The organism is Geobacillus kaustophilus (assembly GCF_000948285.1).
GTDB lineage: Bacteria > Bacillota > Bacilli > Bacillales > Anoxybacillaceae > Geobacillus > Geobacillus thermoleovorans_A.
Genome location: NZ_JYBP01000003.1, coordinates 63745 through 87013 on the forward strand (window position 1 = coordinate 63745; position 23269 = coordinate 87013).

The following is a 23269-nucleotide window of genomic DNA, read 5'->3' on the forward strand; positions in this document are numbered from 1 at the left end:
TCGGTATGATAGTTGGTAGAATGGAACCCGTCAAGGAAAGCACTTGACTGTTTCCATTCTACCAACTTCGTGGTCTGTATGCGGAAGAAGGATCCTGACTGATGAACCTATTTCATCCAGCTAACATGTCTCTAGGATTGAGTAGAAATCACAGAAAATGGTGAAGACCCTGAATCTTCAACAATACATAAAAGGATTTTATGATGGGCGTAATGATTGGTTTATTGAAGAAGTGCAGAGTGTGACGAATCAACAACGTATAATGAATGTAATGAATCTAAAAGATTATTTGAATGGGCAACATAAGATTCTTCAAAAACAGCCATACATGTACAATGGCAAAGAATTTCATCCACGAAAAATAATTTTACAATATGCAAAGACGTTATTGAACTTCCAAACATCATTTCTTCTTCAACACCCGATTACGATTACAGGAAAAGAGCGTATTGTTAAAGAATATCAAAAGGTAAATAAGCAAGGACACTATGACCGACTGAATCGTAAAATTTTAGATAAGATGTTGAAGTACGGGCAAGTGTATGAGTATGTGTATTTAGAAGGGAATAAAACAATTAAATCGAAACTTATAGATGCTAGTGAAGGTTTTCCTGTTTGGAACGATGATAATGAAATGATTGCATTTATACAGGCGTATATGGTAAATGGGATTGATTATTATATTGTGTATTCAGAGGATACAGTTGAAACATATGATAATAAAGGTGGAGAATTACGCTTAACTGGAAGATACGCAAACTTAAGTGGATTGCCGATTGTTTATAAAACAACGAATGAAGTCAATGATAACGAAGGTAAAAGTGAATTAGAAGATTGGATTAGTATTCTTGACAACATGGAAGACTTAATCAGTAAATATATGGATACTTTTTATAAGTTTATGGATCCGATTGCAGTTTCAATTGGTCAACAGTTGAAAGGTGAATTGCCTAGCGAGGTGGTCGGGAAGGGTATTAACCTTGATGACGGTGGCGAGTTTTACCTAGAACAAAATAAAACAGATTATCAAACATTCCAAACATTGTATAAAACATTGTTGCAAGCATTGTTAGATATATCGCAGACACCAGCCGTGAGTTTAAATAAGACAGATATAAGTAATTTGTCTGAAGTTTCGATCAAACTTTTATTCCAATTGGCAGAGATTAAAGCGTCAATAAATGAACAATATATGCGTGAAGGGATAGAACAGCGCTTTGAGAAGATTAGACGATTACTTGAATATAAAGGCGTAACGTTTACTGATGATGAATTTGATTCGTTAGGGCTTGTATTCCAGTATGCACTTCCAAGCAGCGATAAAGAAATTATCGAGAATATGAAATCGTTGCGTGAAATAGGTGGATTGAGTTTGCAAACGATGTTGGAACAGAATCCGTACGTACATGATGTTCAGCAAGAGATGATGAGATTAAAGGAAGAAAAAGGCACAATATCTAGTGGCAGTGAGAATAATTAGACACAAGATGTTGTGTTTAATGGAAATGTAGATGTGTAAAGTAAAAATACTTGACGATACTATATCCGCCTGCTCGCGCCTGTTATGAAATGGCGCAAAAAGCCAATTAAAAAAAGGTTGCAGGGCAGGGGCAGGCGGTCAAGTCCAAAATTTGGCTTGTTAAGCGCATAGATGGGTTGAAAAATGTAAAAAATTACATAAAATATGGTAAAAATTAGGGTAAAATATACTATAGTTTACATAATGCATCTTATAGGAAGCAATTCCCCATATAACAAACATTATCATGGCAACTGAAAAAGCATAAAACAATACCCCTAATTGCCAAAATTTGCCCGTAGCAAGTCATTTTACACACGCGCTAAAAAATTTCGGACGACTCTTGACACTTGTCGCTGGAAATCGGACGACTTCTTTTAATTCCATACCATCCAAAAACGTTGATATTTCAATACTTTTTGCACATTCACTATACATTCAAAAAATGCCTATAAATCAACGTTTTTTTAACATAGATGAAATATTGCTCGTTTCTATTGATTATTTTTTCGCTTTGCCTATGATGAATAAAATGAAAGGAAATGATGAATATGACAAATCTTCAACGTTTGCTTTTAGAAATTAAAGGCATTGATTTAGATCAAAACGAATTAACGGTATATTTAGATGAAAACGGTCTAAAAGCACACGATGAATATAATCCTCAATCGGCAACAAATAAACGCAACATATATAAAACTGCATTATCCATTCTTGAATCAATCGCAAACAATCCTTCTTTAATGAAAGTATACAAACTTGATGACATGACTGTTGCCGATTTTCATACTAATCTTATTAATCGTATTGACCAACTCGAAAGAAAAATTCGCAGCATGAAAACGGATGAAGATGAACAAAACGGAAACGTATTCATGTTGTTTAATTCGTAACGGAGTGACTGAAAATCACGCAGTGAGGGGGATGAAATATCATCCTCTTTTTTATGATGTTACCATTTTGGCGACATCATCTTTTTATGATGTTACTGGATAGGAGGTTAAAAAATGAATCCTTTTACAATAGATAATTCCGATTTTCAATTCCTTCTTGATACAGTCGGGGAAACGGTTAAGATAGATAATGTTGAGCAAAAAGCAATTGTAAATAATGCAAAAATCGGTGATTATGAAGAGAAATATATTTATACTCTTTCTAACATTCAACGTGGAAATTTAATTCTACACAATGAAAAAAAATATCTAATTGTGTCTGATATTACGGAAGGGAAACTGTATAAGAAAGCATTAATGCGGCATTGTAATTATACAATACAAATTCAAATAACGGAGAAGAGAATAATTGGATACAACGATTTCGGAGAGTCAATATACGAAACAGTGGTTGTTGGAGAAATTAATGTTTCATGTATCATTGATAAGTACACTTTCAAAATAGATGATTTTGCGCCTATTAGAGTGTCAGAAAATCAAATTATTGTTACGATGCAGGATAATGAAACAAATAAAAGTAAATTCACTGTAAATACGACATTTGAAGTGATGGGGGAAACATGGAAGGTTATCGATGTTGATATGACAAGGAATGGATTGCTTATTTTAACATGTGAATTATCATAAAATTTAGTATTGAAAACAGGGGATAAATTATGTATGATATATTGTAAGAAAAATTAAAGTCGTATGAGAAAATTTTTTGAATCAGAAAAAATCTTGCAGGAAAACTATTGATACATCGGTAGTTTTAAATATATTCCATTTAGTGCCATTTTAAGCACGACTCAAAATCGTGTGGGGTAGCCCCCCGTGTGGGTTCGACTCCCACCATCGGCATCATTAGTATCCGATAGTTCACGAACAAAAATCGTGAAACCCTTGATGCGACCGCGTTTGCGGTCGTTTTTCATTTTTGGGGAATCCCGAAAAAAAAAACGATAAAATCCGAAAAAATGTTGCACGAATTTTGCACCGCTATTTTGCATGATATAGATCATCCATGATTTGATCGAGGAGCATATTTTCCGCTTGTTCCAGCTCGTCCAAAATGTGCGAGTAGGTCTGCAATGTGATCCCTATATCCTTATGACCAAGACGCTTTGAAATATATTTGATGTTCGCTTTCGGTATAAAAGCATCGAAGCGTGCGTATGCCTCAAGGAATGCATCGTCACCTCTTTTAAGCCAAGTTTCCTGCACAACGTTTTTAGCGTTTTGTTAACAGCATCGAGCGACGCGCAGTGTATCAACGTGAGAAACTTTTCGACCCATTGCTTATGCAAAAGTATTTTCGTTCCAGTGAGAGTGAGCCTATTTATAAATGGGACGACCACGAAAAAGAAAGTGTCATTACCATCGCCAAAGCGATTTCGGGCTTCGCCGCCTAACCTAGCGCACTGGTCACAGGTGCGCCGCCCATCGGGGTACAACTTAACCCGATGGGACGGGGTGAGGACACCCCCCTAAACTTGGGCGTTGTCTGAACCAGAAATGGATGAGGACGCGAACGACCCAAGAATCCCACGCCCTTTAGCCGTGTGGAGTGTCAAATTGGACTGAAGATCATCCACGGTGGATCGCAGTTCAGCGAGTTCTCCTTTGGTGCCATGTTCGCTTCGATCCTGTTTATTTTATTGTTCATATCATTGACATCGGATGTCAAGATGCTGACGCTCGAATGAAGTTGATTGAGTCGATCTAAAATTTGGTTAAGCAATGCTTCCATTTGGATCATCCTTTCCAAGTGTGGATGGATGGTGATTCAAAACAGCGATTTATGGCTTTTGCTGCTTTCCTCACGCTGTCTGGACCTTGTTGGTGAAGGGTTTGACCATGGGGCTGATCATCCGTGGGCGTGTGTGCAAAAGATCTGGGGACATCCGATTTTCATTTTAGCATAAATCGTATGGGGGAGAAGAGAAGGGATTTTTTGAAGAAGATGATGAAAAAGGGCGGCAAGTGTCTAGTGCAAAATGAAGGTGCATAGAGTCCTGCATCCCAAACGTACAGAGCTTCATGGCATAAAAAAGACTTGCCATCGCTTGATGTGTTGGTCAAAAAGTTATTCCTGAAAACGAAATAAAAAGCCCCTATTAAGGTGCGAAAAGAGGGTTTGGCGTTGAATTTTAGGATGATTATGCGCAACAAACGCCGGGGAGGTGTATTTGTGATGCCTTTTAAACAAAAGGGAGAAGTAAAAACTCGAACATACATAACCACCACAGGCGGGAGCGCATCAGCTGTCGCCCATTTCATTGGTGGTGTCGGCGCCTTGCTATCGCACTTGGAATCATCATGGCGATGAATTATATCCCGGGTTTGATGGAGGATGTAAGAACCCATGATGGATTTGTCAAAATGGAGCTTTTCATAAAAGGGTGAAACGATGTTTCCGTAAATGCGACTAATGATAACAAAAGAGGAGATTGGGTTGAAAAAACGGCTTGTTTTCATTGCCGCCGTGTGGACTGTTTGGTTGGCAGGCTGTAACGGGCAAACTGACCGCTATGCCATTGAAGGGTATGTTGTGAGAAAAGAAGGGGGGAGCATCTTGGTTGTCAGTTCGGATCCGCAAGATTTTCGTTCCACAGGCGGGATTGAAGAGTTTTACAATGCTATCTTGGTTTCGAATGCACCAGCGCGAGTGAAGATCGGTCAGAAAGTTCGGGTCTGGATTGATGAAGGAATTGCTGAGTCGTATCCAGGCCAAGGAAAGGCTGGAAAAGTGTTGGTTGTGCCGAGCGCTCCGCGTGATGGGGCCAGCTTATTGGAGGAGGAAGTGATCCGCCAAGCGCTGAAAAAGGAGGCGATTGGTCTCCAGCACATGATTCCTGTGATTCGAGCGGTTCAGTATGACAAACAAGCGGACACTTGGACGCTTCGAGTGAAAGACGCCCATGGGCGAACGGAATTTGATGTTCGAATCAAGGATGGATAAAGATGAGAGGATTGCCATCGATATAGATGCAATTTGAAGTTTTACCATTTGCAGCTTTTATCGACTGTCGGGCGACCGAACAACGCCGCTTCCAGACCCATATATGGGCCTGTGAAGCAGGTGGTCGTTCGGTCCTCCGTCATGCTTTGGCGCGACGGGTCAAGCCTGTGGCTTGCCTTCGACAGTCGAAAATGGACAAACCGCTTTTCCGTCAAGGATATGTTAAACTTCTTCGTTGCATCTATAGAGTTATTCAGACAAAAATAGAACACAAGAGAACGCAAACGCAAGAGAAAGGTGCCCTTCCCCCTTTGATGGGGGGGTTCGGGGAAACATTGTTACGAAGACAACGCCGAGACAAGCGGACGGTCCGGCAAGTAGAGCTGGGCGTCGCCGCTTTGGCCTGCCGCGATCCAGTCGCGCAGGCATTTGGCGAGCGCCATGCTGTAAACGGCGCCGTTGTCTCCATAGGCGTAGACGAAATAGCAGTTTGGATATTCGTCGTATACTCCGATGATCGGCAGACCGTCGTGTGTGCCGGCGTAGTAGGCGCCTAAGTAAAATTCGGCTCGAACCGGGATCGTGGGGAAGCGTTGCTGAAACTCCGCGATCAACTGGTCGCGCTTATGAATGAGTTTGGCATCGCGCTCATCGGCATACGTTGTATCTTCATCCAATCCACCGATGATAATGCGGTTGTCAGCGGTCGTCCGCATGTAGATGTAAGGACGGGCCGTTTCCCAAATGAGTGTTCGGTTGTGCCAGCTTGAGAAATCCTCGACTTGGTTGGTAACCACGGCATAAGTGCTGCTCAGCACGGCGTTCGGATCTTTTTTGAAGTCCAATGTTTCGTAACCAGCCGCCACGATGACTGCTCTGGCGCGAATGACTGCGCCGGTTTTCGTATAAAAAACGGCTTGGTCTTTTTCGAGTTTTTTTCCATTGATTTCGGTTTGTTCGTAAATGGCGACCCCTCGGCGTTTGGCATATTCCAACAGGCCGATCGTCAGTTTGTATGGATTGACTTCGCTGTCTCCTTTCGTCAGTAGCGCCGCTGGCTTGCGGAACGGATAATGGCGGGCGATTTGTTCTTCCGGCCACCATTCGATAGCAAAGCCGTGTTTCTGGAGAGCGGCGTATTCTTTTTCCAATTTGCTTACATCTTCAGGAGAGCTGGCATAATACAAACTGTCGCGGGAGACAAATTCGCAATCGAGCGGCAGCTTTCGAGCGGCATCGGCGAGATCGCGGATGGCCTGTTCACAAAGTTTTACATGCCGCGCCGCGTACGTTTCGCCAAAGCTGTTGATCAGCTCGAAAAACATTTTTTCCCCCAAGTATTGGATCAGGGCCGTATTGACAGCTGTGCTCCCGTGTCCCGCTTTTCGCTTCTCGACGACCACGACGTCAAGATCGGTGTCGCTGAGGAAGTAGGCGCATTGGGCGCCCGAAGTACCAGCGCCGATAATAAGCACGTCGCAGTCGATGTCTTCCTCTAAGACCGGGTAGCTCGGCGGGTTGGTAAAAGTTGTTGGCCAGTAGAAGATTCCAGATTGCAAGTTCACGATCGTTCGTCTCCTTCCACTTCATCGTTCGTTTTTAGCATGACCGGAATCATTTGGTTTATTCGTCGGGAAGGAGGAGGGGAACCGCGCCAAACGTTTTTTCGACTTCATGGCTGGAGCAACGCAGCAAAGGGGGATAATCAGGTAAATCCGGGAAAACGCTTAGCCTTCCCGGATGTTATTAATGAACCTATGGATATTATAAACATAGTTCAAACGCTGTCAGGTTGTTGCTTTGATGAGGGGGGGATTTCTCTTGGATGATCCCCGCGATCCGTGTCCGAAAGGGATGTTTTTTCTTTGTTGCGCTGCACAGCCCGCCCCTTGTCTATTGTTTGTTCCCTACACCGATTGTCTTCGCTCTGTAGAATTATTGCGCGTGCCGCAGGCTGGCGATGGATGCCTCATGTTCAATCGAGCGTTTGGAGAGGATGGCCAAAATGTGTTCGTGGCGCTCTTGGTTGACTTCGATCTTTTTGACAATTTCATTGGTTTCCAGGACCGCCTGCCAAATAGGGGCAAGGTCGTCTTTGGTCGCCATCTTCGCTTGAATTTCGTTTACGTTGGATTGGAGTTCATTCACTTTGGACCGGAGTTCAGCCAGTTCCTCTTTGGTCGCCATCTTCGCTTGAATTTCGTTTACGTTAGATTGGAGTTCATTCACTTTGGACCGGAGTTCAGCCAGTTCCTCTTTGGTCGCCATCTTCGCTTGAATTTCGTTTACGTTGGATTGGAGTTCATTCACTTTGGACCGGAGTTCAGCCAGTTCCTCTTTGGTCGCCATCTTCGCTTGAATTTCATTTGTGTTGGACTGGAGCTCGTTCACGGTGAAGCGAAGTTCAGCGAGCTCGTCTTTGGTGGTCATTTTCGCTTCGATGTCGTTCACTTTGGACCGGAGTTCAGCGAGCTCGTCTTTGGTGGCCATTTTGGTTTTGATATCGTTGACCTCCGATGTCAAGGAGCCGACGCTCGAATGGAGTTGGTCGAGTCGATCCAAAATTTGGTTAAGCAATGCTTCCATCTGGATCATCCTTTCCAAGTGTGGATGGACGGTGATTCAAAACAGTGATTCATGGCTTTTGTTGCTTTCCTCACGCTGTCTGGACCCTGTTGGTGAAAGGTTTGCCAAAGGAGTTGATCATCCGTGGGCATGTGTGCAGCAGATCTGGGGACATCCGATTTCCATTTTAGCATAAATCGTATGGGGGAAGACAAGGGATTTTTTGAAGAAGATGAAAAAGGGCGGCAAGTTACAGCGCAGATGATTGTCTTGGGATGGTTGTCTGTGATATTTGGATTGAGCCAATCTTAGTAAAAAATGAATAGTGCTGTTTTTTTATCATTGTATTGACAAAGATATTCAATATCAATTATTATCTTTATTGATAAGGATTATCATTATTAAGATTTAAGGGGGAATATGTAACGTGTTGCAGAAAAAATGGACCTCTCTTCTTGCCATGCTGATGGCGTTGTTCGTGCTGCTTGGGCCGTTGGCTCAACCGGCTGCGCCTGTCGAGGCCGCATCCAAGACAAGGGTGTTTAAGACGGAGCTTGGCAAGCTGGTGATCAAAGGTACGCCGAAGCGGATTGTCACGTTAAGCATGGCGGGGACAGATGCGGTTGTCACGTTAGGCTTAAAGCCAGTGGGGTACACGATTTCCAATTCTGGAACAGTGCCTACATACTTGCGCAATAAACTAAAAGGGGTGCCAAGCGTTGGGGCGCTTAGCGCCCCGAGTTTAGAGAGAATCGCAGCGCTCAAACCGGATTTGATCATTATCGACCATGAATTTGAGTTCCATAAAGCGATGATCCCTCAGCTGAAAAAGATTGCGCCAGTAGCGGGATTTCGTGCGAACAGCTACAAAGAAGCCATGAATCAGCTTCTTGTATTGGGAGACATCTTAGGGCGGAAGGCGAAGGCAAAATCGTTTGTGAATCAGTTTTATAAAGAATTGAAATCGCAGCAGGCAAAATTAAAAGATAAAAATCTTCGTGTATTGGGCTTTTTCGTAAATAAAGATGGCATTAATGTATGGCAGGAAAACTCATTCTCCGGATCGATTTTTACTGCGCTTAAGGCTGATTATGCATTTAAGGAAAAAGGGGATGAATACTCCGACTTTAAAACAGTAAGTTTAGAAAGAATTTTAGAAATCGATCCAGACGTGCTGTTTGCCTATACGGATCCTGGGAAGAATGACCTGAAAAAAGTGAAAGCCAACCCAATTTGGTCCCAATTAAAAGCAGTGAAAAAGAAGCGGGTGGTGGAAGTCAATCGCGATCTTTGGTCTCGCAGCCGGGGACCGTTGGCGGCAAAATTGATTGTAAAAGAAGCGGCATCCATTTTAAAACGTTATCAGTAATAGGATGATGCCGCGAGAGGATGTCATCTTTGGCATACGGAAAAAGAGCGATATGGATCAGTTCGCTGTTAGTGTTGGGCATCATTTTGTTGATCATCGTTTCTTTAGTCTCTGGTCCGTTTTTCGTACCCGTTCGGGAAGTGATTGATGTGCTTTTGGAAGACGATGGATCCAAATCGCGAACAGTTGTTTGGGATTTGCGTTTTCCCCGTGCGCTTTTGGCGGTTTTGATCGGGGCGAATCTGGCGGTCGCTGGAGCGATGATGCAATGTTTAACGAAAAATCCAATGGCCGAGCCAAAAATCATGGGGGTGTCGGCCGGCGGAGCCGTGGTGGTTGTCATCATTGAATATTTTTTCGCCGGCCTTCCCCTCCTTTTCTTTTCCCCCCTTGTCTTTTTGGGGGCAGCGGTTGGAGGAGCACTCGTATATAGTTTGTCTCTGAAGAGAGGCGCCCTTTCTCCGGTGCGTTTAACCCTCGCCGGAGTGGCCGTCAGCGCATTTTTGCATGCGATCACCGTCGGAATTTTGGTCTTGCTTGGCCAGGATGCGGCTGCTGTATATGCATGGCTGGCCGGTGGGTTAAACGGTTTGACATGGCGCCATTTGTCGATGATCGCTCCATGGTCTCTTGCTTGCTTGCTCATTTCCATCATGATCGCTTCGAAAATGGATCTGTTGGAACTGGGCGACGATGCAGCCAAAGGTCTTGGTGTTCATGTGGGGATTCTCAAAACTGTCATGGCAGTCATTATTATTATTTTGGCTGGAAGTGCAGTGTCCGTATCCGGGGTAATCGGGTTTATTGGCTTGATTATTCCGCACATCGTCCGAAAAATGGTCGGCGTGAATTATAAGTATATTATTCCGGTTGGCGCCTTGTGCGGAGGAATGTTGCTTTTGACGGCTGATTTGCTTGCACGCTTGGTGGCGCAGCCGATTGAACTCCCTGTCGGAGTGTTTACAGCTGCCGTTGGTTGCCCATATTTTTTGTATTTGATTAGGAAGCAGGGCGAATGGAATGCGTAAGCGTTATGTAGGACTTGTGGCTTGTTTGGCATTGCTTCTTATCATCATTGTGCCATTAGGCGCTTGTTTTGGGGATGTGAAAATCCCTGTTTCGCAAGTATGGGAGGCATTTTTCAACCGAAAGTCTTCCCTGAATGGGGAAATCGTGTGGGAATATCGTTTGCCAAGGATATTGGTCGGGCTGTTTGTCGGCGCCAACCTCGCCGTATCCGGAGCGCTGTTGCAAGCAGTGACGCAAAACCCGCTTGCCGCTCCGAATGTCATTGGAATGACGGCTGGCGCTAGCTTATTTGCTGTGTTGGCGCTGCTGATCATCCCTCATTTTCCTATCAGCGGCCTACCGTTTGTCACCTTTTTCGGTGCTCTCGCTGCCGGCCTTTGCGTGTATGCGTTTGCTTGGAAGAAAGGGATGGATAAAGGACGGTTTGCTTTATCGGGAATTGCTTTTGATGCCTTGTTTCAGGCGGCTGTTGCGGGGATTTTGGTTTTTGCGACCAAAGGGATTGATGCCGCGGTCATTTGGTTGGCGGGGAGTTTATGGGGAAGGACGTGGGAACATGTTTTTCTCATCGCTCCTTGGTCAGTGGTTGGACTCGGACTCGCTTATCTTTGTTATCGCTGCATGAATGTTTTGCAGCTGCATGATGATGTAGCGGCGAGTTTGGGACTGCGTGTCCAAGCAGCTCGTTTCCTGATTTTTCTCATTGCGGTCGGCTTGTGTGGAAGCGCTGTAGCCGTATCGGGTCCGATTGGATTTGTGGGACTGGTCATCCCCCATCTTGCCCGTTTGTTGACAAAGGCGGATTATCAGTGGCTGATTCCAGTCAGCGCCTTATTAGGAGCAATTTTGATGATCAGCGCCGATACAGCGGGAAGAACCGCCGCGGCGCCAATCGAAATCCCAGTCGGCATCCTGACGGCATTCCTTGGTGCCCCGTACTTTCTCTTTCTGCTTCGACGAGCAAAATTATAATGAAAAGGGGATCAGTATGGATTGGAAAAAATGGATGGTTTCTAGTTTCGCAGCAGTCAGTTTAGCCATAGCGGGGGCGGCGGAGTCTGAAGTGTATGCGGCGAAACCGGCCAAGCTTGCTATTGAAAGTGCGCAGCCGGTGAATGCTTCATCTGTGAAAGAGTATATCGTAAAAGGAAAAGGGTTCAAGGGAGCGAAGATTAAAATTGTGATCACGGATGGAAAAGCATCTGTCACTCATTACACTGTTGTTCAAAAGAGCGGATCGTTTGAAGCACCGGTTAACGTATCGACATTACGAGATGGGACGTTAACGGTGTCTGTCACGCAAATCATCAAGGGGCAGAAGCATAGCCGCGTACGAAAAAAGATTATCAAGGATACGAAGGCGCCTTCCGTTCCAGTGATCACGAATAAAGGATGGATCAATGCCAAACAGCAGAACGCTTATGCTGTCCAAGGAACAGCAGAACCCCACAGCGCTGTGCAAGTTTTGTTGAGCGATGGAAAACAGCGCATCATCAAAACGGTGCGTACGGACGGCAAAGGGCGATTCCGGGCGGTGATCGATGCAAGAAAGTTGGCGGAAGGAGAGATTACGGTCTCCGCGGTTAGTGTGGATTCGGCAGGAAACCGAAGCGGCGAATCGAAAAAAGTGCTTCAGAAAGATGTGAGCATAGAGGCCCCTGAGCTGTTGAATGAAGGATATATCAATGCTTTCAACTATGAAGCTTATCCAGTAACAGGGACAGGAACGCCTGGAGAGAAAGTGGTGGTGGAGGCTGCTGATGGAAAAAAATCCGTCTCAGCAAGCGGACTTGTGGATGAAGATGGGAATTATGAAGTAGAGATCAATACTTCTTCTCTGAAGGACGGGAAGGTCACGATCCGTGTGAAAACGATGGATCAGGCGGGAAATGAAAGCCGCGTGGCAAGTGTCGTCCTCATCAAATCTTTGACTTCTCCTGCCAAGCCGTCTATTGATAATAAAGGATATGTGAACGCCAGTGAAGATGCAACTGCTTATGAGGTGACGGGCAAGGGAGAGCCAGGGGCGGAAGTGGAGGTCACTTTGTCCGATGGAACGAATGAAATCAGCACAGTCGGTACGGTAGAAGAAAACGGGAGATACCGTGTAGAAGCTGATATTTCCCCGTTAAGCGATGGATTGATTACCATTACAGCCGTTCAAACGAGTGCAACGGGCAATGTAAGCCCCGAGGCAACCGCGACGGTTTGGAAGGATACAGCTGTTGCCGCTCCATCATTGAACGCCCTCCCAGCCGTTACGAATCAAAATCAAGCGGCATATACGATCGCAGGAAAGGCAGAAAGCAACGCATCGGTGCAAATCATCATTACGGATGGACAAAAATCTCTTGTTGAACGGACATCGGCGGACTCGAATGGGAATTTTTCGAAGACGATCGATTTGTCTGCGTTCAACAATGGCCAGCTGGTGATCATTGCGACACAAGAAGACAAAGCGCAAAACCATAGTGAAGCGACCACAGCGACGGTGACGAAAGGGCAATAAGAAGGACCTGTCGGCCGAGCCTTTCTTTGAAGCGGGATGCTTCAAAGAGGGTTCGGCCGATTTTTTTATGAGTAGAAATGTTTCATAAGTATAGGGCATAATCGTTGTAACATGTGGGGCTCTTAGAAGGCTGGTGGTTTAAGGGGAAATGTTGCTCCCCAACAGCGTTTCTCAAGTTGAAAAACCTTGCAACACCATAACTTTATCCCTTTCGACTTCTCGCAAATCGAGCGAATCCGTTGTTTTTCACCTATTTTCTAGAAGGACGGCAAAAAATGATTATGCTTGCCAAATCGATGGAGTTCGTCGGGAAACAAGAGCCGATTTTACAAGACTGCTCAATTTGAGAAGAGCCGGTTTTGAACTGCTTTTTCTCATTAAATCACCGGCCTTCTAGGCGGTGCGGCGCTTTTTTGAGTCAAAGAGGTGTTGGGGGGCGTTTGGAGAAAGGCGCGGCGTCCTCTAGCCGCGCGCCGCTACGAACGCTCACTGAAGGCGATTTGGATGGCGATTAGGGCGAACAGGGCGCCTTTTAGCCAATTGATCTGCTTGGAGATTCGTTTGTTCGACAGCAACAGATGGCGCAGTTTTTCCGCGCCGATGCTTACGAAGGTGAAGACAATGAGCGCCTGCACGAGAAAGACGGCGCCTAACAGCAGCATTTGCCGCGGCGCATGGCCGGCTGTTTCGTTCACGAACTGCGGCAAGAGCGCCAAAAAGAAGAGTGACACTTTCGGATTGAGCACGTTCATGACAATGCCTTTTTTGTACAGCAAGGCGTATGCCATCGGCTTCTGCCGCCCAAAGGAGAGGCCGCTGTCTTTTTCGCGGAACGCCTGCCATGCCAAGTACAGCAAATAGGCGGCGCCGGCGTACTTGACGATGACAAACGCCAACGCTGACTGATAAATAACAGCGGAGACGCCGAGCACAGCGGCGCTGATATGGACAAGCAGGCCGGTGCACAGCCCGAGCGCGGTGGCGATGCCCGCCTGTTTGCCTTGGGACAGGCTTTGGGCGATGACGAACAAAATGTCGGGACCTGGCGCTAACGTAAGCAAAACGGCGACGCCTAAAAACGAGAAGATCGTTCCGATTTCCATGAGGCATCCCTTCCTTCGGCATGATGACTGTATATGTTCGCCGCGGATCGTATGGATTCCTTTTTGTTTGAAAGGGAAAATGGACAAACGAAAAAGCCGCCCATGCCATTAGAAAGCAGAGGCGGCATTTCCTATTCATGGGAAGCTTTTTTCTCCAAAAACGCCCGGCCATAGCGGCCATGGTCATGGAGCATGGCGTGCTCCACCTGGATGGTGGCGTGCTCGATTCCGTATTTTTCCTTCAACATTTCATTCACTGCCAAGATGACGCATAGCGGCTGGATGCGTTCGTTGACAAACACATGAGCCGACAGCGAGTAATGGTCGGTCGAGATGGCCCATAAGTGCATATCGTGCACGTCTTCGACCCCTTCGATCTTTCGAATATCGGCGCGGATTTGTTCGAGGTCGAACCCATCTGGCACGGCTTCCATTAAGATGAGATACGATTCGCGCATAATTTTCGCCCCGCCCGTGAAAATGATGGCGGCGATCACTAAGCTGATGATCGGGTCGAACACCGTCCAGCCGGTGAAATAAATGAGCAGCGCGGAAACGATGACGCCGATCGAGCTGATCAAGTCGCCGATGAAATGCCAAAGGGCGCTCTGAACGTTTAAGTTGTCTTCCTCTTTCGTGCTCCGGCTTAAGACGATGGTCAACGTCAAGTTGACGACGAGGCCGATTGCGGCGATCCCGAGCATGAGGCGAAAGTGGATCGGTTCCGGATGGAGAAAACGCTGAATGCCTTCCCATAAAATCCACAGCGCAATGACGGCCAACGTCAGCCCGTTCAAAAACGATGTGATGATTTCAAACCGCAAAAAGCCGAACGTAAACCGACGATTCGGCGGGCGCGTCGCCATGTAGAGGGCGACCATGCTTAAGCCAAGCGCCAATACATCGGATGCCATATGGGCCGAATCGGACAAGAGGGCGAGTGAGTTGGACAGCACCCCGCCGATGATTTCGACGGCGGTGAAAAACATGGTCAACAAAAGCGTCACCCAGAGCGCTTTTTTCGATTGATTTTGCGTTTTGACGTGCGGGAGATGGTGAAAATCGTACAGTGTTGGAGCCATAATGCACCCCCCGTTATTTTTATAATAATTATCAATTTATATATATTATAATATAAAAATCCGCCTGTGTGCAAATGAAATTTCGACAGCCGGAAACAGCGGTTGTTGGAATTTGTCTAAAAATATAGACGAAGCATTCAAGGAATGAAGCGTTCTGTTGGCGAATAGGAATCAATGTTGTGCATGGCCATCATTTTGCTTCGGAAAGGATGCGATCCAGCTTGATTGCGGCGAATCCGACAGATTTAGAAGTGTATTTGTTTCATGAAGGACGTTTGTATCAAAGTTATGAGCTGTTCGGCGCTCATGTCATCCGCGACGGCGGAGCGGTCGGCACTCGCTTTTGCGTGTGGGCGCCCCATGCGCGGGAAGTCCGTCTTGTCGGCAGCTTCAACGGCTGGGACGGGGCGAAATTCCGCCTCACAAAAGTGAACGATGAAGGAGTATGGACGATCGTTGTTCCAGAAAACTTGGAAGGGCATCTCTATAAATATGAGATCATCACACCGGATGGCCGTGTTCTGTTGAAAGCGGACCCGTACGCCTTTTACTCCGAATTGCGTCCTCATACCGCCTCGATTGTCTACGATTTGAAAGGATACGAGTGGAACGATCAGCCTTGGCAGCGAAAGAAGCGGCGGAAACGGATTTACGACCAGCCGATGGTCATTTATGAACTTCATTTCGGTTCATGGAAGAAGAAACCGGATGGCTGCTTTTATACGTACCGTGAGATGGCCGACGAACTCATTCCGTACGTGCTGGAGCGCGGATTTACGCACATTGAGCTGCTTCCGCTTGGCGAGCATCCGCTCGATCGTTCGTGGGGATATCAAGGGACCGGCTATTATTCGGTGACAAGCCGCTATGGCACGCCGCACGATTTCATGTATTTCGTCGACCGCTGCCATCAGGCTGGGCTTGGCGTCATCATCGACTGGGCGCCGGGGCATTTTTGCAAGGACGCCCACGGGCTGTACATGTTTGACGGCGCGCCGACGTATGAATACGCGAATGAAAAAGACCGTGAAAATTACGTCTGGGGGACGGCGAATTTTGACTTGGGCAAGCTGGAAGTGCGCAGTTTTCTAATCTCCAATGCGTTGTTTTGGATGAAGTATTACCATATTGACGGGTTTCGCGTCGATGCGGTCGCCAATATGCTTTATTGGCCGAACAATGACCAACTGTACGAAAATCCGTATGCGGTCGAGTTTTTGCGCCAGTTGAATGAGGCGGTGTTTGCCTATGACCCGAACATCTTGATGATCGCTGAAGATTCGACCGACTGGTCTCGGGTGACCGCGCCGACGTACGATGGCGGCCTTGGGTTTAACTACAAGTGGAACATGGGCTGGATGAACGACATGCTCAAGTATATGGAAACGCCGCCGCATGAGCGGAAATACGTCCATAACCAAGTCAGTTTTTCCCTCCTTTATGCGTATTCGGAAAATTTCATTTTGCCATTTTCTCATGATGAGGTCGTGCATGGCAAAAAATCGCTGCTCAATAAAATGCCGGGGTCGTACGAAGAGAAGTTCGCCCAGCTGCGCCTATTGTATGGCTACATGATGGCCCACCCTGGGAAAAAGCTGCTGTTTATGGGCAGTGAGTTTGCCCAGTTTGATGAATGGAAGTTTGAGGGAGAGCTCGACTGGGGGCTGTTCGATTTTGAATTGCACCGGAAAATGGCCGAATATGTGAAGCTGCTGATCGCCTGCTATAAACGGTATAAGCCGTTTTACGAACTCGACCACGACCCGCGCGGGTTTGAATGGATCGACGTGCACAACGCCGAACAAAGCATTTTCTCATTCATCCGTCGCGGGAAAAAAGAGGGTGATGTGCTGGTTATTGTTTGCAATTTCACAAATCAGGCGTATGACGATTACAAAGTCGGCGTGCCGCTTTTGGCGCCGTACCGCGAAGTGTTGAACAGCGATGCGGCGGAGTTTGGCGGGTCAGGGCATGTCAATAGAAAGCGTCTTTCCGCTTTCAACGAGCCGTTTCATGGAAAGCCATACCATGTGCGCATGACGATTCCGCTGTTTGGAATTTCCATTTTGCGTCCAGTGCAAAAACGAGGGGAGAGAAAGAAGAATGAAGAAGACGTGCATCGCCATGTTATTGGCCGGTGGGCAAGGAAGCCGTCTTCGCTCGCTGACGACAAACATCGCGAAACCGGCCGTGCCGTTCGGCGGGAAGTACCGCATCATTGACTTTACGCTGAGCAATTGCACAAACTCGGGCATTGACACGGTCGGGGTGTTGACCCAATATCAGCCGCTTCTTTTGCACTCGTACATCGGCATCGGAAGCGCATGGGATTTAGATCGAAGAAACGGGGGCGTCACCGTCCTTCCGCCTTACTCCGCCTCTTCCGGCGTCAAATGGTACGAAGGCACAGCGAACGCCATTTATCAAAATATCAATTATATCGAGCAGTACGACCCGGACTACGTTCTTGTCTTGTCCGGCGACCATATTTACAAGATGGATTACCAGCAGATGCTCGACTACCATATCGCCAAACAGGCGGACGTGACGATTTCCGTCATTGAAGTGCCATGGGAAGAGGCGAGCCGATTCGGCATTATGAACACGAATGAAGACATGGAAATTGTCGAATTTGTTGAAAAGCCGGCGGAGCCGAAAAGCAATTTGGCGTCGATGGGCATTTATATTTTCAATTGGCCGTTATTGAAGGAGTATTTGCAAATCGACAACGCCGACCCGCATTCGTCGCACGACTTCGGCAAAGATGTGATTCCGCGGCTGCTTCGGGAGAACAAGCGGCTTGTGGCGTATCCGTTCCAAGGCTATTGGAAAGATGTCGGCACCGTCAAAAGCTTGTGGGAAGCCAACATGGATTTGCTTGATGAACACAATGAACTTGACTTGTTTGACCGCTCGTGGCGCATTTATTCGGTCAATCCGAACCAGCCGCCGCAATACATCGCGCCGGAAGCGGAAGTGAGCGATTCGCTCATCAATGAAGGATGCGTCGTGGAAGGAACGGTGGAGCGCTCGGTGTTGTTTCAAGGCGTCCGCATCGGCAAGGGAGCGGTCGTGAAGGAAGCGGTCGTGATGCCGGGGGCGGCCGTTGGAGAAGGGGCGTACGTAGAGCGGGCGATCATCACGCCGAACGTCGTCATCCCGCCGCATTCGACTGTGAGCCCGGGCGATGCTGATGATGACGTCGTGCTCGCAACAACCGAGTGGATCAAGCAACGGAATAAGGACACCGCAAGGAAGGATGAAGCGCAATGAACAACAACATGATGCTGGGCGTCATTGACGCGACGACGCACATGGAGGCGATGGCGCCGCTTGTCGAGAGACGTTCCATCGCAGCGGTGCCGTTTGCCGGGCGGTATCGGCTCATTGATTTCGTGCTTTCAAGCATGGTCAACTCCGGCGTTGAAAGTGTGGCTATTTTTCCGAAATACCAATATCGGTCGCTGATGGATCATTTAGGATCAGGGAAGAATTGGGATTTAAACCGAAAGCGGGACGGACTGTTTTTCTTCCCGTCGCCGGACTTGTTGTTTTCCGGTGAGCACCGGGTCGGAGCGTTCGCCCACTTTGAACAGCACATTGACTATTTTTTGCGGAGCCGGCAAAAGTATGCGGTCATCGTCAATAGCTACACGGTGTGCAACATCGACTTTGCGGCGGTGCTCGAGCGCCATATCGAACGCGGCTGCGATGTGACGCAAATTTGCCATCGCGGCGGGCCGCTGAAGATGTATGTGTTGGAGACGTCTCTTCTGCTTGATTTGATTGCCGGCTACAAAGACCGCGGCTATCGAAGCATCGTCGATGTCATCCATGACGACCGCCATTCGCTGTCTATTTGCGATTATGAATATAGCGGGTATGCGGCTGCCATCGACTCGCTCGCCCGCTATTTCCAGGCGAGCATGGAGCTTCTTGACCGCAGCGTTTGGGAGCAGCTTTTCCTTCCATCGCGTCCGATTTATACGAAAGTGAAAGACGAGACGCCGACGAAATACGGGCGGGAAGGGAATGTGAAGCGCTCGATGATCGCCAACGGCTGCGTCATTGAAGGAACGGTGGAAAACAGCGTCCTGTTTCGTTCCGTGAAAATCGGCAAAGGAGCCGTTGTAAAAAACAGCATCATTATGCAAAAATGCCAAATCGGCGATGGTTGTGTGCTTGATGGCGTCATCGTCGACAAAGACGCGAAAATCGAACCGGGGGTCGTTTTACAAGGGACGGCGGAGCGGCCGTTTGTCGTTCGCAAAGGAACGGTGCAAGGGGAGGTCGCGCATCGATGAACGCACTGTTTGCCGTATCAGAATGCGCTCCGTTTGCCAAATCGGGAGGATTGGCCGACGTCGCCGGCGCGCTGCCGAAAGAGCTGCGCCGGCTCGGCGTCGATGTCCGCGTCATGTTGCCCAAGTATGAAACGATCGCCCCGAAGTGGAAAGAACGAATGGACAAAGCGGCGGAGCTCGTCGTGCCGGTCGGGTGGCGCCGCCAGTATTGCGGCGTCGAGAAGCTCGAGCATGACGGGGTCGTCTATTACTTGATCGACAACGAATATTATTTTAAACGGCCGCAGCTTTATGGCCATTATGACGATGGCGAGCGGTTCGCTTATTTTTGCCGGGCGGTGCTGGACGCGCTTCCGGCGATTTCATTTCAGCCCGACATCATTCATTGCCATGACTGGCACACCGGCATGATTCCGTTTTTCTTGCGCGAGCAATACCGGCATGATCCGTTTTATGCGGATATCCGCACTGTCTTTACGATTCACAACTTGCAGTTTCAAGGGCTGTTTCCGCGCGGCATTTTAGAGGACTTGTTGAATTTGGACGGGCGGTATTTCACCGTCGACCATCTCGAGTTTTACGGAAGCGTCAGTTTTATGAAAGGAGCGCTTGTCGTCTCTGATTTGATTACGACGGTCAGCCCGACGTACAAAGAGGAGATTCAAACCGCCTATTACGGCGAGCGGCTTGACGGTCTGTTGCGAGCGCGTCGGGATGATTTGCTCGGGATTTTAAACGGCATCGATGACGAGTTTTACAACCCGGAAACGGACCCGTTTTTGGAGGAGACATACAACGTCCGTACGCTGGAGAAAAAGAAAATCAACAAACGCGCGTTGCAGCGGCGGTTCGGTCTGCCGGAGCGGGATGATGCGCCCGTTGTCGCGATGGTGACGCGAATGACCGCGCAAAAAGGACTTGATTTAGTGACGTGCGTGTTCCACGATCTCATGCAGGAGGAGATGCAGCTTGTTGTGCTTGGAACGGGGGATTGGCGGTTTGAACAGTTTTTCTCGCAAATGGCGGCGGCCTATCCGGACAAAGTCGGAGTGTACATCGGCTTTCACGAACCGCTCGCCCATCAAATTTACGCCGGCGCGGACTTGTTTTTAATGCCGTCATTGTTTGAGCCGTGCGGGCTGAGCCAAATGATCGCGCTTCGGTACGGGACGATCCCGATCGTTCGAGAAACGGGCGGATTAAACGATACGGTGCGGTCATACAATGAATTCACAGGGGAAGGGAACGGGTTCAGTTTTACGAATTTTAACGCCCACGACATGTTGTACACGATCCGCCGGGCGCTGTCGTTTTACCGCCAGCCGTCGGTCTGGAAGCGGCTCGAGGAGCGGGCGATGCGCGGCGATTACAGTTGGCGCCGGTCGGCGAGGGAGTATAAAAAAGCGTATGAACAGTTGCTCAAAAAGGGGGAAGACACGCTTGTTCGCCGATAAAGAAACGTTTAAACGAGCGTTTGTGACGCGGGTCGAGGCGTTGTGCGGCAAACCGTTTGCGGAGTCGACGGCGCGCGATCATTATCACGTTCTCGGCCATATGGTGCGCGAACATATCAGCCGCCATTGGATTGCGACGAACGAGCGTTGCCGGGCGGAGAGGCGGAAGCAAGTGTACTATTTGTCGATCGAGTTTTTGCTCGGCCGTTTGCTCGGGAGCAACTTGTTCAACCTCGGCGTCCGCCCGATGGTCGAAGAGGGGCTTCGCGAGCTCGGCATCCGCCTCAAAGACGTCGAGGAATGCGAAGCGGACGCCGGGCTAGGCAACGGCGGGCTCGGGCGGCTCGCCGCCTGTTTTCTCGATTCGCTCGCGACGCTCAATTTGCCGGGCCACGGGCAAGGCATCCGCTACAAGCACGGGCTGTTTGACCAAAAGATCGTCGACGGCTATCAAGTCGAGCTGCCGGAGCAATGGCTGCGCAACGGGAACGTTTGGGAAATCCGGAAAGAAGAGCTGGCGGTCGAAGTTCGCTTCTGGGGAAGGGTCGAGGTGTCGGAACAAAACGGCCGCCTTGTGTTCCGCCATGTCGACAGCGAAAACGTGATGGCCGTGCCGTACGACATGCCGGTCATCGGCTATGGGACGAACACGGTCAACACGCTAAGGCTTTGGAGCGCCGAGCCGGCGAAAACGTTCCCGCTTCATAAAGATGTGATGCAATACAAACGGGAGACGGAAGCGATTTCTGAATTTTTGTATCCGGATGATACGCACGACGAAGGCAAACTGCTGCGGTTAAAGCAGCAGTATTTTCTCGCCGCCGCAAGCCTCGGCAGCATCACTCGCGCCCATCGCCGCCAGCATGGAAGCTTGCACCGCCTTCATGAGTATGTCGCCATTCACGTGAACGACACGCACCCGGCGCTCGCGATTCCGGAGTTGATGCGCATTTTGCTCGATGAGGAAGGGATGAGCTGGGAAGAGGCTTGGCATATTACGACCCATACGGTCGCGTACACGAATCATACGACGTTGGCGGAAGCGCTGGAGAAATGGCCGATCCGCCTCTTTCAGCCGCTCTTGCCGCGCATTTATATGATCGTCGAGGAAATCAACGAACGGTTTTGTCGCGAGCTGTGGGAACGCTACCCCGGGGATTGGGGGCGGATTGAACAAATGGCCATCGTCGCCCACGGGATGGTGAAAATGGCGCATTTGGCCGTCGTTGCGAGCCATAGCGTCAACGGGGTGGCGAAACTGCATACGGACATTTTGAAACAGCGGGAAATGCGCTTGTTTTACGAATGGGCGCCGCACAAATTCAACAACAAAACGAACGGGGTGACGCACCGGCGCTGGCTGTTGAAAGCCAACCCCGAGCTGTCGGCGTTGATTACGGAAACGATCGGGCCCCGCTGGATCCATGAACCCGAGGCGCTCATTGACTTAAAACGTTATGCTTCCGACCCGGCGTTCCAACAGGCGCTGGCTGCGGTCAAACGGCAGCGGAAGGCGAAGCTCGCCGCCCGCATTTACGAAAAAACTGGCATTCTTGTTGATGAATCGTCCATTTTCGACGTGCAAGTGAAGCGGCTGCACGCCTATAAACGGCAGCTGCTGAACGTCTTGCACATTATGCATTTATACAATCGGCTGAAAGAAGACCCGCATGTTTCGTTCCACCCGCGCACGTTCATTTTCGGAGCGAAAGCGTCGCCGGGCTATTACTACGCCAAGCGGATCATCAAGCTCATCCATTCGGTGGCGGATCAGGTGAACAACGACAAACGGACGAATGAGCAGCTGAAAGTCATTTTTTTGGAAAATTACCGCGTATCGCTCGCGGAAGAAATCATTCCGGCCGCTGACGTGAGCGAGCAAATCTCAACAGCCAGCAAAGAAGCATCCGGGACGGGCAACATGAAGTTTATGATGAACGGCGCCGTTACGCTTGGCACGCTGGATGGAGCAAACGTTGAAATCGCGGAAGCCGTCGGGGAGGAAAACATGTTTTTGTTCGGGCTCACGGCCGATGAAGTGCTCCGCTACTACGAACACGGAGGCTATCGGGCGCATGAGTATTACCATCACGACAAACGGATCAAGCAAGTCGTCGACCAGCTTGTCAACGGCTTTTTCCCTGATGTCGGCGACTACTTTGAGCCGATTTACGACTCGCTGTTGGCGCAAAATGACGAATATTTTGTACTGCGCGACTTTGCCGCCTACGCCGAGGCGCACGAACGGGTTGAGGCCGCTTACCGCGATCCGGCGCGCTGGTGGCGGATGAGCGCCGTCAACATCGCCCATTCCGGCCGTTTTGCCAGCGATCGGACCGTCGCGGAATACGCGGCTGAGATTTGGGGCATTTCGCCGTCAGGGAAGAACGATTAGGCAGGGATAAAATGATTTCTCTCTCTTTCGACCTCTCGTCAAGCGT

The 23269-nt window shown here is 48.6% G+C and carries 17 protein-coding genes and 2 pseudogenes; 14 read left to right on the top strand and 5 right to left on the bottom strand.

Annotated features, from left to right (window positions below; genetic code table 11):
• The first annotated feature begins 157 nt into the window (after positions 1 to 157).
• From LG52_RS00905 to LG52_RS00915, 3 genes are all read left to right on the top strand, one after another.
• Positions 158 to 1480 (top strand): phage portal protein, encoded by a 1323-nt coding sequence (locus tag LG52_RS00905; RefSeq protein WP_231584410.1) that lies wholly within the window; start codon positions 158 to 160, stop codon positions 1478 to 1480.
• Between the two features lie 590 nt (positions 1481 to 2070).
• The gene (locus tag LG52_RS00910; RefSeq protein WP_044730477.1) at positions 2071 to 2412 is read left to right on the top strand and encodes a hypothetical protein; all 342 of its coding nucleotides are present in this window, start codon (positions 2071 to 2073) and stop codon (positions 2410 to 2412) included.
• Positions 2413 to 2526: 114 nt separating this feature from the next.
• Positions 2527 to 3099, top strand: a complete 573-nt coding sequence (locus LG52_RS00915; protein ID WP_044730478.1) for a hypothetical protein — start codon at positions 2527 to 2529, stop codon at positions 3097 to 3099.
• 351 nt (positions 3100 to 3450) lie between these two features.
• On the opposite strand, the pseudogene LG52_RS20880 reads toward LG52_RS00915, so the two are convergent.
• Positions 3451 to 3710: pseudogene (locus LG52_RS20880) on the bottom strand (tyrosine-type recombinase/integrase); the annotation flags it as partial.
• Here LG52_RS20880 and LG52_RS20445 point away from each other — a divergent pair.
• Both LG52_RS20445 and LG52_RS00930 read left to right on the top strand, forming a co-directional pair.
• Positions 3702 to 3830 (top strand): annotated as a pseudogene (locus LG52_RS20445) (Fis family transcriptional regulator); the annotation flags it as partial. The pseudogenes LG52_RS20880 and LG52_RS20445 overlap by 9 nt on opposite strands.
• Before the next feature lie 1076 nt (positions 3831 to 4906).
• Positions 4907 to 5413, top strand: coding sequence for a YobA family protein (locus tag LG52_RS00930; protein WP_231578582.1), 507 nt, complete (start codon positions 4907 to 4909; stop codon positions 5411 to 5413).
• A gap of 338 nt (positions 5414 to 5751) precedes the next feature.
• On the opposite strand, the gene LG52_RS00935 is transcribed toward LG52_RS00930, so the two are convergent.
• Positions 5752 to 6978 (bottom strand): NAD(P)/FAD-dependent oxidoreductase, encoded by a 1227-nt coding sequence (locus LG52_RS00935; RefSeq protein WP_044730481.1) that lies wholly within the window; start codon positions 6976 to 6978, stop codon positions 5752 to 5754.
• A gap of 370 nt (positions 6979 to 7348) precedes the next feature.
• Entirely contained in the window at positions 7349 to 7999 is a 651-nt protein-coding gene (locus LG52_RS00940; protein WP_044730482.1) for a hypothetical protein, read from the bottom strand.
• A gap of 406 nt (positions 8000 to 8405) precedes the next feature.
• Here LG52_RS00940 and LG52_RS00945 point away from each other — a divergent pair, with 406 nt between their 5' ends.
• Genes LG52_RS00945 through LG52_RS00960 form a run of 4 tightly spaced genes read left to right on the top strand, consistent with a single transcriptional unit; the run spans position 8406 to position 12885 of the window.
• Positions 8406 to 9347 (top strand): ABC transporter substrate-binding protein, encoded by a 942-nt coding sequence (locus tag LG52_RS00945; protein ID WP_044730483.1) that lies wholly within the window; start codon positions 8406 to 8408, stop codon positions 9345 to 9347.
• A gap of 20 nt (positions 9348 to 9367) precedes the next feature.
• Positions 9368 to 10375: a FecCD family ABC transporter permease gene (locus tag LG52_RS00950; protein WP_044730484.1), complete on the top strand. Its 1008-nt coding sequence runs from the start codon at positions 9368 to 9370 to the stop codon at positions 10373 to 10375.
• Complete coding sequence (locus tag LG52_RS00955) at positions 10368 to 11348, top strand: FecCD family ABC transporter permease (RefSeq protein ID WP_044730485.1); 981 nt, start codon at positions 10368 to 10370, stop codon at positions 11346 to 11348. The genes LG52_RS00950 and LG52_RS00955 overlap by 8 nt, the downstream gene beginning before the upstream one ends.
• A 16-nt stretch (positions 11349 to 11364) precedes the next feature.
• The gene (locus tag LG52_RS00960; protein ID WP_197074535.1) at positions 11365 to 12885 is read left to right on the top strand and encodes an Ig-like domain-containing protein; all 1521 of its coding nucleotides are present in this window, start codon (positions 11365 to 11367) and stop codon (positions 12883 to 12885) included.
• A 476-nt stretch (positions 12886 to 13361) separates the two neighbouring features.
• Here the strand turns inward: LG52_RS00960 and LG52_RS00965 are convergent, their stop codons facing one another.
• A complete protein-coding gene (locus LG52_RS00965) occupies positions 13362 to 13988 on the bottom strand; it encodes a LysE family translocator (protein ID WP_044730486.1) in 627 nt (208 codons plus the stop codon).
• A 131-nt stretch (positions 13989 to 14119) separates the two neighbouring features.
• Positions 14120 to 15070, bottom strand: a complete 951-nt coding sequence (locus LG52_RS00970) for a cation diffusion facilitator family transporter (RefSeq protein ID WP_044730487.1) — start codon at positions 15068 to 15070, stop codon at positions 14120 to 14122.
• 209 nt (positions 15071 to 15279) lie between these two features.
• Between LG52_RS00970 and glgB the strand changes: the two genes are divergently transcribed.
• Genes glgB through LG52_RS00995 form a run of 5 tightly spaced genes read left to right on the top strand, consistent with a single transcriptional unit; the run spans position 15280 to position 23223 of the window.
• A complete protein-coding gene (gene glgB / locus LG52_RS00975) occupies positions 15280 to 17292 on the top strand; it encodes a 1,4-alpha-glucan branching enzyme (RefSeq protein WP_231584487.1) in 2013 nt (670 codons plus the stop codon).
• A complete protein-coding gene (locus tag LG52_RS00980; protein ID WP_082056107.1) occupies positions 17174 to 18343 on the top strand; it encodes a glucose-1-phosphate adenylyltransferase in 1170 nt (389 codons plus the stop codon). The genes glgB and LG52_RS00980 overlap by 119 nt, the downstream gene beginning before the upstream one ends.
• A complete protein-coding gene (locus tag LG52_RS00985) occupies positions 18340 to 19374 on the top strand; it encodes a sugar phosphate nucleotidyltransferase (RefSeq protein WP_044730489.1) in 1035 nt (344 codons plus the stop codon). Before LG52_RS00980 ends, LG52_RS00985 begins: the two co-directional genes overlap by 4 nt.
• Complete coding sequence (gene glgA, locus LG52_RS00990) at positions 19371 to 20828, top strand: glycogen synthase GlgA (RefSeq protein ID WP_044730490.1); 1458 nt, start codon at positions 19371 to 19373, stop codon at positions 20826 to 20828. The genes LG52_RS00985 and glgA overlap by 4 nt, the downstream gene beginning before the upstream one ends.
• On the top strand, positions 20815 to 23223 hold the full coding sequence (locus LG52_RS00995) for a glycogen/starch/alpha-glucan phosphorylase (RefSeq protein WP_044730491.1): 2409 nt from the start codon (positions 20815 to 20817) through the stop codon (positions 23221 to 23223). Before glgA ends, LG52_RS00995 begins: the two co-directional genes overlap by 14 nt.
• Positions 23224 to 23269 lie beyond the last annotated feature (46 nt).

What these genes read in the sequence shown, in the direction of transcription:
- LG52_RS00905 (WP_231584410.1), top strand. Translation starts at nt 158, where the DNA reads ATGGTGAAGACCCTGAATCTTCAACAATACATAAAAGGATTTTATGAT.
- LG52_RS00910 (WP_044730477.1), top strand. Translation starts at nt 2,071, where the DNA reads ATGACAAATCTTCAACGTTTGCTTTTAGAAATTAAAGGCATTGATTTA.
- LG52_RS00915 (WP_044730478.1), top strand. Translation starts at nt 2,527, where the DNA reads ATGAATCCTTTTACAATAGATAATTCCGATTTTCAATTCCTTCTTGAT.
- LG52_RS00940 (WP_044730482.1), bottom strand. Translation starts at nt 7,999, where the DNA reads ATGGAAGCATTGCTTAACCAAATTTTGGATCGACTCGACCAACTCCAT.
- LG52_RS00950 (WP_044730484.1), top strand. Translation starts at nt 9,368, where the DNA reads ATGTCATCTTTGGCATACGGAAAAAGAGCGATATGGATCAGTTCGCTG.
- LG52_RS00955 (WP_044730485.1), top strand. Translation starts at nt 10,368, where the DNA reads ATGCGTAAGCGTTATGTAGGACTTGTGGCTTGTTTGGCATTGCTTCTT.
- LG52_RS00960 (WP_197074535.1), top strand. Translation starts at nt 11,365, where the DNA reads ATGGATTGGAAAAAATGGATGGTTTCTAGTTTCGCAGCAGTCAGTTTA.
- LG52_RS00965 (WP_044730486.1), bottom strand. Translation starts at nt 13,988, where the DNA reads ATGGAAATCGGAACGATCTTCTCGTTTTTAGGCGTCGCCGTTTTGCTT.
- LG52_RS00970 (WP_044730487.1), bottom strand. Translation starts at nt 15,070, where the DNA reads ATGGCTCCAACACTGTACGATTTTCACCATCTCCCGCACGTCAAAACG.
- glgB (WP_231584487.1), top strand. Translation starts at nt 15,280, where the DNA reads ATGCGATCCAGCTTGATTGCGGCGAATCCGACAGATTTAGAAGTGTAT.
- LG52_RS00980 (WP_082056107.1), top strand. Translation starts at nt 17,174, where the DNA reads ATGAAGAAGACGTGCATCGCCATGTTATTGGCCGGTGGGCAAGGAAGC.
- LG52_RS00985 (WP_044730489.1), top strand. Translation starts at nt 18,340, where the DNA reads ATGAACAACAACATGATGCTGGGCGTCATTGACGCGACGACGCACATG.
- glgA (WP_044730490.1), top strand. Translation starts at nt 19,371, where the DNA reads ATGAACGCACTGTTTGCCGTATCAGAATGCGCTCCGTTTGCCAAATCG.